The sequence below is a fragment of the Synergistota bacterium genome (genome assembly GCA_021159885.1).
GTDB lineage: Bacteria > Synergistota > GBS-1 > GBS-1 > GBS-1 > AUK310.
This window is the reverse complement of the sequence record JAGHDO010000070.1, coordinates 1-5,904: the sequence shown is the minus strand read 5'-3', so window position 1 is coordinate 5,904 and position 5,904 is coordinate 1. Positions and strand designations below refer to the sequence as shown.

Here is a 5,904-nt window from a genome sequence, read left to right as displayed (position 1 = left end):
GGCAAAGGAAATTCTCACTAAGCTTACCGCTCAGCTTCAAGTCAGGCCCTTTGAGTTTGTTAGAAAGACCGATCCTATGCAGCTTCTCTCTGTTATTCAGGGGGAGCACCCTCAGACCATAGCGTTGATACTTGCCTATCTTGGTCCTGAGCAAGCGGCTTCTGTGCTTTCCGGGCTTCCTCCTGAGCTTCAGGTTGAGGTTGCACGTCGTTTGGCCACTATGGACAGGACATCTCCGGATGTTATAAGGGAAGTTGAAAGAATTCTGGAAAGAAAACTCTCTGCTTTTGTTAGTCAGGACTTCACGATGGTTGGAGGTATAGAGGCGCTCGTGGAGATTCTCAATAGATCGGATAGAGGAACCGAAAAGAATATAATAGAGGCTCTTGAGGAGGAGGATCCCGAACTCGCTGAGGAAGTTAAAAAGAGGCTGTTTGTCTTTGAAGATATCGTCCATCTTGATGATAGAGCTGTTCAGAGGGTATTGAGGGAGATAGATATGAAGGATCTCGCGCTTGCCCTTAAGGGTGCGAGTGAGGAGGTTAGAGACAAGTTCTTTAAGAATATGTCTAAGAGAGCAGCTCAGATGCTTAAGGAAGATATGGACTTTATGGGGCCGGTTAGAGTCAGGGATGTTGAAGATGCTCAGCAGAGAATAGTTAACGTGATAAGGCAGCTTGAGGAGGCAGGAGAAATAGTCATAGCAAGAGGAGGGGAGGAAGAGCTGATTGTTTAAAAAGAACCTTATCAAGTACGTTAAGCTGCTTGATACCCCATTTCTCGTAGGCTTCGAGGGGGAAAACGGTGGAGAGAAGAAAAGCGCTGATGAGGCTGAGGAAGCTGATGAGAATAGGGGGGAGACTTCCGAGGAAGTAAAGAAAACTGCGAGAGATGAGGTAGAAAGACTTTCGAGAGAAAAGGAGCAGCTCGAGAAAAAGATAGAGGAGCTTAAGCGTAGGGTAGAGGAGGCTTCTGTTCAAGCGCAGAAAATCCTTGAAGAAGCTAAGAGAGAAGCGGAGAAGATAAAAAGCGAAATAGAGGAAGAGGCATCTCGTGCTTCGCGTGAGATAATCGAGGGGGCGAAGCAGGAAGCAGAGGAAATAAGAAAAAGCGCCCACGATGAGGGTTATAAAGAAGGTTATGAGAAAGGTTTTTCCGAGGGGTATGAGAAAGGACTAAAAGAGGCCAAGGCTGAGTATGAAGGCTTAATAAATCTTCTTAAAAGCGTCATAGAGGGGATAAAGAGCGCGAGGGAGAAGCTGCTTGAGGAAATTGAGCCGGAGATAATCGAGATATTGAAAATACTGACGAAAAAAATAATCTTAAGAGAGATAGAGCTGGATGAGGAGCTCGTTATAAGAGTGATAAAAGCTGCCATCAAGAAGCTTGAGGAGCGCTCTAAGATAATCGTTAGGGTAAGTCCAGATGATCTTCCGAAAGTAGTTGATAAGAGAGAGGAGTTTTTTAGAAGCATTGAGGGGTTAAAGGAGCTTGAGATCATTGAGGACCCCAGGGTTGGTAAGGGTGGGTGTATAGTTGAGGGGGGTCTTGGTATAGTTGATGCACGTATAGATAAGCAAATCGAGGAGATTGAAAAGCTCATGGATAAGATCCTCAAGGAGGGAAGGGAAAACGCTTCTTGATAGATATATTCAGAGGCTTAAGCTTTTTGAACCAATGAAAATAAATGGCAAGGTAGTTAGGGTTGTTGGTCTGGTTATAGAGTCCAAGGGACCAGAGGCTTCTGTTGGGGAGATATGTGAAATCTATCTTAAAAACGGTGGGAGTGTCAAAGCGGAGGTTGTGGGGTTCAGAGATGATAGGGTCCTGTTGATGCCACTGGGAGAGATGGGATCCATAGGTCCCGGCTGTGAGGTGGTTGCAACCGGCGAAAGTCTTAAGGTGAGGGTTGGAGAGGGGCTTTTGGGAAGAGTCCTAAACGCTTTTGGAGAGCCTATAGATGATAAGGGCCCTATCATCTGGGAAGATGAATATCCTTTAAGCAGAAAGCCCCCTCATCCTCTTAAGAGAAAAAGGATAAAAGAGCCTATATCCATAGGAGTTAGGGCTATAGATGGTTTGCTAACATGTGGTAAAGGGCAAAGAATGGGTATATTTGCTGGAAGCGGTGTGGGAAAAAGCACTCTTCTTGGCATGATAGCGAGGAATACATCCGCACCCGTTAGCGTTATAGGTCTCGTTGGGGAGCGTGGAAGAGAGGTTAGAGAATTTATCGAGAGAGATCTTGGAGAGGAAGGGTTGAAAAGGTCGGTTGTGGTCGTTGCAACCTCGGATGAACCAGCGCTTATAAGGCTTAAAGCTGCTTTTACTGCAACTGCTATAGCGGAGTTTTTCAGGGATAAAGGGCTTGATGTTATACTGATGATGGATTCCATAACCAGGTTCGCAATGGCTCAGAGAGAGGTGGGCTTAACGATTGGGGAGCCTCCAGCAACGCGGGGATACACACCATCCGTGTTTTCTCTTCTACCCCGGCTTCTTGAGAGAGCGGGAAATTCGGACAAGGGATCGATAACCGGTTTCTATACTATACTTGTGGAAGGAGACGATATGAATGAGCCTATAGCGGATACGGTGAGGAGTATACTTGATGGGCATATAGTTCTGTCGCGAAAACTCGCTTCACAAAATCACTATCCAGCTATAGATATCTTAAGAAGTATAAGCAGGTTGATGATTGAGATAGTTCCCAGAGAGCATTATATAGCGGCAGGTAGATTAAGAGAGCTACTTTCTGCTTATGAGGAATCACAGGATCTTATAAACATAGGAGCTTATGCTAAGGGAAGCAATCGCGTGGTTGATGAGGCATTAGAAAAGATCGATGAGATTAAGAAATTTTTAATTCAGGGAATTAACGAGAAATCTACCTTAGAGGAAGCGAGAAAATGGCTTCTTAGGACCTTCGGAGGCGAATAGGTGTGGCGTTCAATTTTAGATTTGAGAAAGTACTCGATCTTAAGAAGAGAATAGAGGAGAAGCTTAAAAGTGAGCTTGCTTCCCTTGAACTTAAAAGAGGAGCTGTTCTCTCAGAAAGAGAGAAACTTGCGAGAGAGCTTGAAGATTTAAGGAACGAGTTTTCGAGAAGGCAGGAGGAGGGGATGAGTGGAGGGGAGATACGGCTTTATCTTTCCTTTCTAAGCTCGCTTTCGGTCTTAATTGCCCGCAAGGAAGAGGAAATAAAGCATTTGGAGAAGAAAATAAGTGAAAAAAGGGAAGAGATTATCGAGGCTTCAAAGGAAAGGAAAAAGTTTGAGAAGCTTAGGGAAAGGGCATTTGAAGCTTATAGGTATGAGGAGGCGTTGAGAGAGCGCAGATTTCTCGATGAGATGGGTTTAAACCTTTTTATCAGGAGGGAGCGCGGTGGCGCTTGAAGGGTTGAGAAAGGTTCTAAAAAGGATTAGTGAAATAAGGAGAGGGTTTTACTCTCTATCTCACTTCTCAAGAGGTATTCAGAAGGAAGGTGAGAATAGCAAGCCTTATCTTTTTCGTGATCTTTTTCTTAAGGAAGTTAAGGAAGCGAGAAAGAGAGATCAACCAGTTCGTGCCGAGCAGAAAGAACGATCTTCCTCTTCTCATTTATTCCTCTGTTTGGAATCCCCGCGTCTTTCTCCCTCTCGCTTTCATGAGAGATCTGTGTCTCGTTCTCCCTCTATAAAGGAGGTTGTTGAGAAAGCTTCACGAATTTACGACATTGATCCAGATCTCATTATGGCGGTGATTCAGGCTGAGTCTGGCTTTAATCCTCGGGCTGTTTCCTCTAAGGGTGCCATGGGTTTGATGCAGCTTATGCCAGCAACGGCACGTGAGCTTGGCGTTTCTGATCCGTTTGATATAGAGGATAACATAATGGGTGGAGTAAAGTATCTGCGCTATCTCTCCGAGAAATATAAGGGGAACCTTGAATTGATCTTAGCTGCATATAACGCGGGACCATATGCAGTAGACAGGTATAGGGGGATACCTCCCTACCGCGAAACGCAGAACTATGTCCAAAGAGTCCTTTCTATATATAGAAGGCGTAAACTCAAAAGATGAGAAGGTTTTTGCTTCTATTCTTTCTCGTAATCGCTGCTTTGATTGGAACATCAATAGGACTTCACTTTGCGGGTGTAATTGATCTTAAGAAGATCTATTTAAGCGCTGTATATCCCTATGCTATAAAGATTCCCTATGTAGGTAAATATGTAGAAAGGTTTACATCGGAGCTTAAGACAAGGTTTACTTCAATTGAAAGAAGAAGAATGGAGCTCGAAGCATGGGCCAAGCGCTTGAGAGCTCTTGAGGAGAAGCTAAAGCGTGAGATACCGCAAAAAGAGGCCGAGCTTAAAACTGAGAAAAGGAAACTTGAGGAGGAGAAGAAGAAGCTCGAGGAGGAGAAAAAGAAGCTCGAGGAGTTGACTGCAAAGCTCACGAAGGAACTCTCGGCTAAAAAGATTTCCGATGAGGAAGCTAAACGATTGGCTTCTTACTATGCGGCGATGAGACCTTCAGAAGCTGCTGCTATTCTGACAAATCTTGATGATAATCTCGCTATAGCTATACTTAAGCATCTTGACCAGGAAAAGGTAGCCAAGATATTAGCTTCTCTGGATCCTACGAAGGCAGCCCAGCTGATATCTAAGATGGGGAGGGAAAACAAGTGAAGCTGAAAACCTCTCTTTTCAAACTGCTTCTCAGGATGGGAGCAAAGAAAAAGACCATGGAGGGCTGCCATAAGGGAAGTAAAAGAAAGAAGGAAGTGAGGGAAACAACATCCTTCAAGAATAGCCTTCTTAAGGAGCTTAACAAGGCTATTTCAAGAGCTGCTGTTTCCCCTATGCCTTTGGTTCTTTCACATACGCCAGTTTTAAGGCTTGATTCTGAGATTGAGGGAAAGGAAGTTCGCTTAGAGCTTGAGCACATTAGGCGGGAGATTAAGACGGGAAAGCTTCTCACAAAGTCTGGGGTTAAAAGAGTCGATATGGAACATCATTTTGAGCCTGTCCGGGGGATAAGTAAAACTTTAGCAATTGTTCCACGGATGGGTATCATTCAGCATGAGAAGCATCTTAAGGATAAATTTAATAAAAGCTCCCATAAGTTTGGGAAAAGAGGCGAAGAGGTTAAGAATGAACCTCATACTAAGAAAACCCAAGGCAAGTTTCCCTCGCAGAAGACCCATAAGGAAATAAAACCTAATGGAAAAAAGGCGTTCGATAGGATTCTGAAGTTAGAGACTGCTAAAGCTGGATCTGGGAGGTGGGAGACCTTAGAAAGCTTTGATTTAAGTCCTCCTAAAGCTAAGAATGACGAAATTGAGCGCTTTTCTAAAAGGCCTTTGTTGGAGAGCTTTGGATCTCTCCCCAAAGAACAAGATGTCAAGCTTAGGTCTGGGAGTGAAGCGAGGCCAAAGAACTTCGCGAAAACAGTTGAAGAAAAGAAGGATAGGGTGGGAAAAGATACTTTGAAAGTGGTGAGGAGAGAGGAGAAGTTGAAAGCGGAAAGCGTGAGGGGCGAACCTGGGGCAAAATCAAAATCCTCGGTATCATCCAGATTGGAAGCACATCATGGACGAGGAGATAGTCAGCATCAAGCATGGCGTATATCTGAGAGAAGTGATTATTCTCCTAAGGATACTACCTCAGTAGATCGTTCATTGCAATCGCTTGAAGCTATCAGGGTTTTGAGCGACACCGGTTCGAGCACCTTTATGGGTGATGGGATGGAGAAAGAAGGGAGAGGCTCGAAGGAGGTTTTAGGGAGGGGGGGGATTCCCTCTCAGGCAAGGGCGGAAGAGCGTCCATTGGTCTCTGAAGAAATGACGGTAAAGGCTTTTTTGAAGAAGCTCGAGTTCAACTTGAGAGAAGGTAAGAGAGAGGCGACGGTTGAGCTTCACCCTCC

At 44.7% G+C, this 5,904-nt stretch carries 7 protein-coding genes; all 7 read left to right on the top strand.

From position 1 onward, the window contains the following. Positions 1 to 736, top strand: a 736-nt coding sequence (gene fliG / locus J7M13_06980; GenBank protein MCD6363724.1) for a flagellar motor switch protein FliG, incomplete at its 5' end; no start/stop codon positions are given. Next, on the top strand, positions 729 to 1,643 hold the full coding sequence (locus tag J7M13_06975) for a hypothetical protein (GenBank protein ID MCD6363723.1): 915 nt from the start codon (positions 729 to 731) through the stop codon (positions 1,641 to 1,643). The genes fliG and J7M13_06975, both read left to right, overlap by 8 nt. A 34-nt stretch (positions 1,644 to 1,677) precedes the next feature. Continuing rightward, on the top strand, positions 1,678 to 2,940 hold the full coding sequence (fliI, locus tag J7M13_06970; protein MCD6363722.1) for a flagellar protein export ATPase FliI: 1,263 nt from the start codon (positions 1,678 to 1,680) through the stop codon (positions 2,938 to 2,940). Positions 2,941 to 2,942: 2 nt separating this feature from the next. Next, positions 2,943 to 3,395, top strand: coding sequence for a flagellar export protein FliJ (gene fliJ / locus J7M13_06965; protein MCD6363721.1), 453 nt, complete (start codon positions 2,943 to 2,945; stop codon positions 3,393 to 3,395). 337 nt (positions 3,396 to 3,732) lie between these two features. Next, entirely contained in the window at positions 3,733 to 4,059 is a 327-nt protein-coding gene (locus J7M13_06960) for a lytic transglycosylase domain-containing protein (protein MCD6363720.1), read from the top strand. Then, positions 4,056 to 4,667, top strand: coding sequence for a hypothetical protein (locus J7M13_06955; GenBank protein ID MCD6363719.1), 612 nt, complete (start codon positions 4,056 to 4,058; stop codon positions 4,665 to 4,667). The genes J7M13_06960 and J7M13_06955 overlap by 4 nt, the downstream gene beginning before the upstream one ends. Next, on the top strand, positions 4,664 to 5,904 hold a 1,241-nt coding region (locus tag J7M13_06950; GenBank protein ID MCD6363718.1), incomplete at its 3' end, for a hypothetical protein. The genes J7M13_06955 and J7M13_06950, both read left to right, overlap by 4 nt.

What these genes read in the sequence shown, in the direction of transcription:
- fliI (MCD6363722.1), top strand. Translation starts at nt 1,678, where the DNA reads ATGAAAATAAATGGCAAGGTAGTTAGGGTTGTTGGTCTGGTTATAGAG.
- J7M13_06960 (MCD6363720.1), top strand. Translation starts at nt 3,733, where the DNA reads ATGGCGGTGATTCAGGCTGAGTCTGGCTTTAATCCTCGGGCTGTTTCC.
- J7M13_06955 (MCD6363719.1), top strand. Translation starts at nt 4,056, where the DNA reads ATGAGAAGGTTTTTGCTTCTATTCTTTCTCGTAATCGCTGCTTTGATT.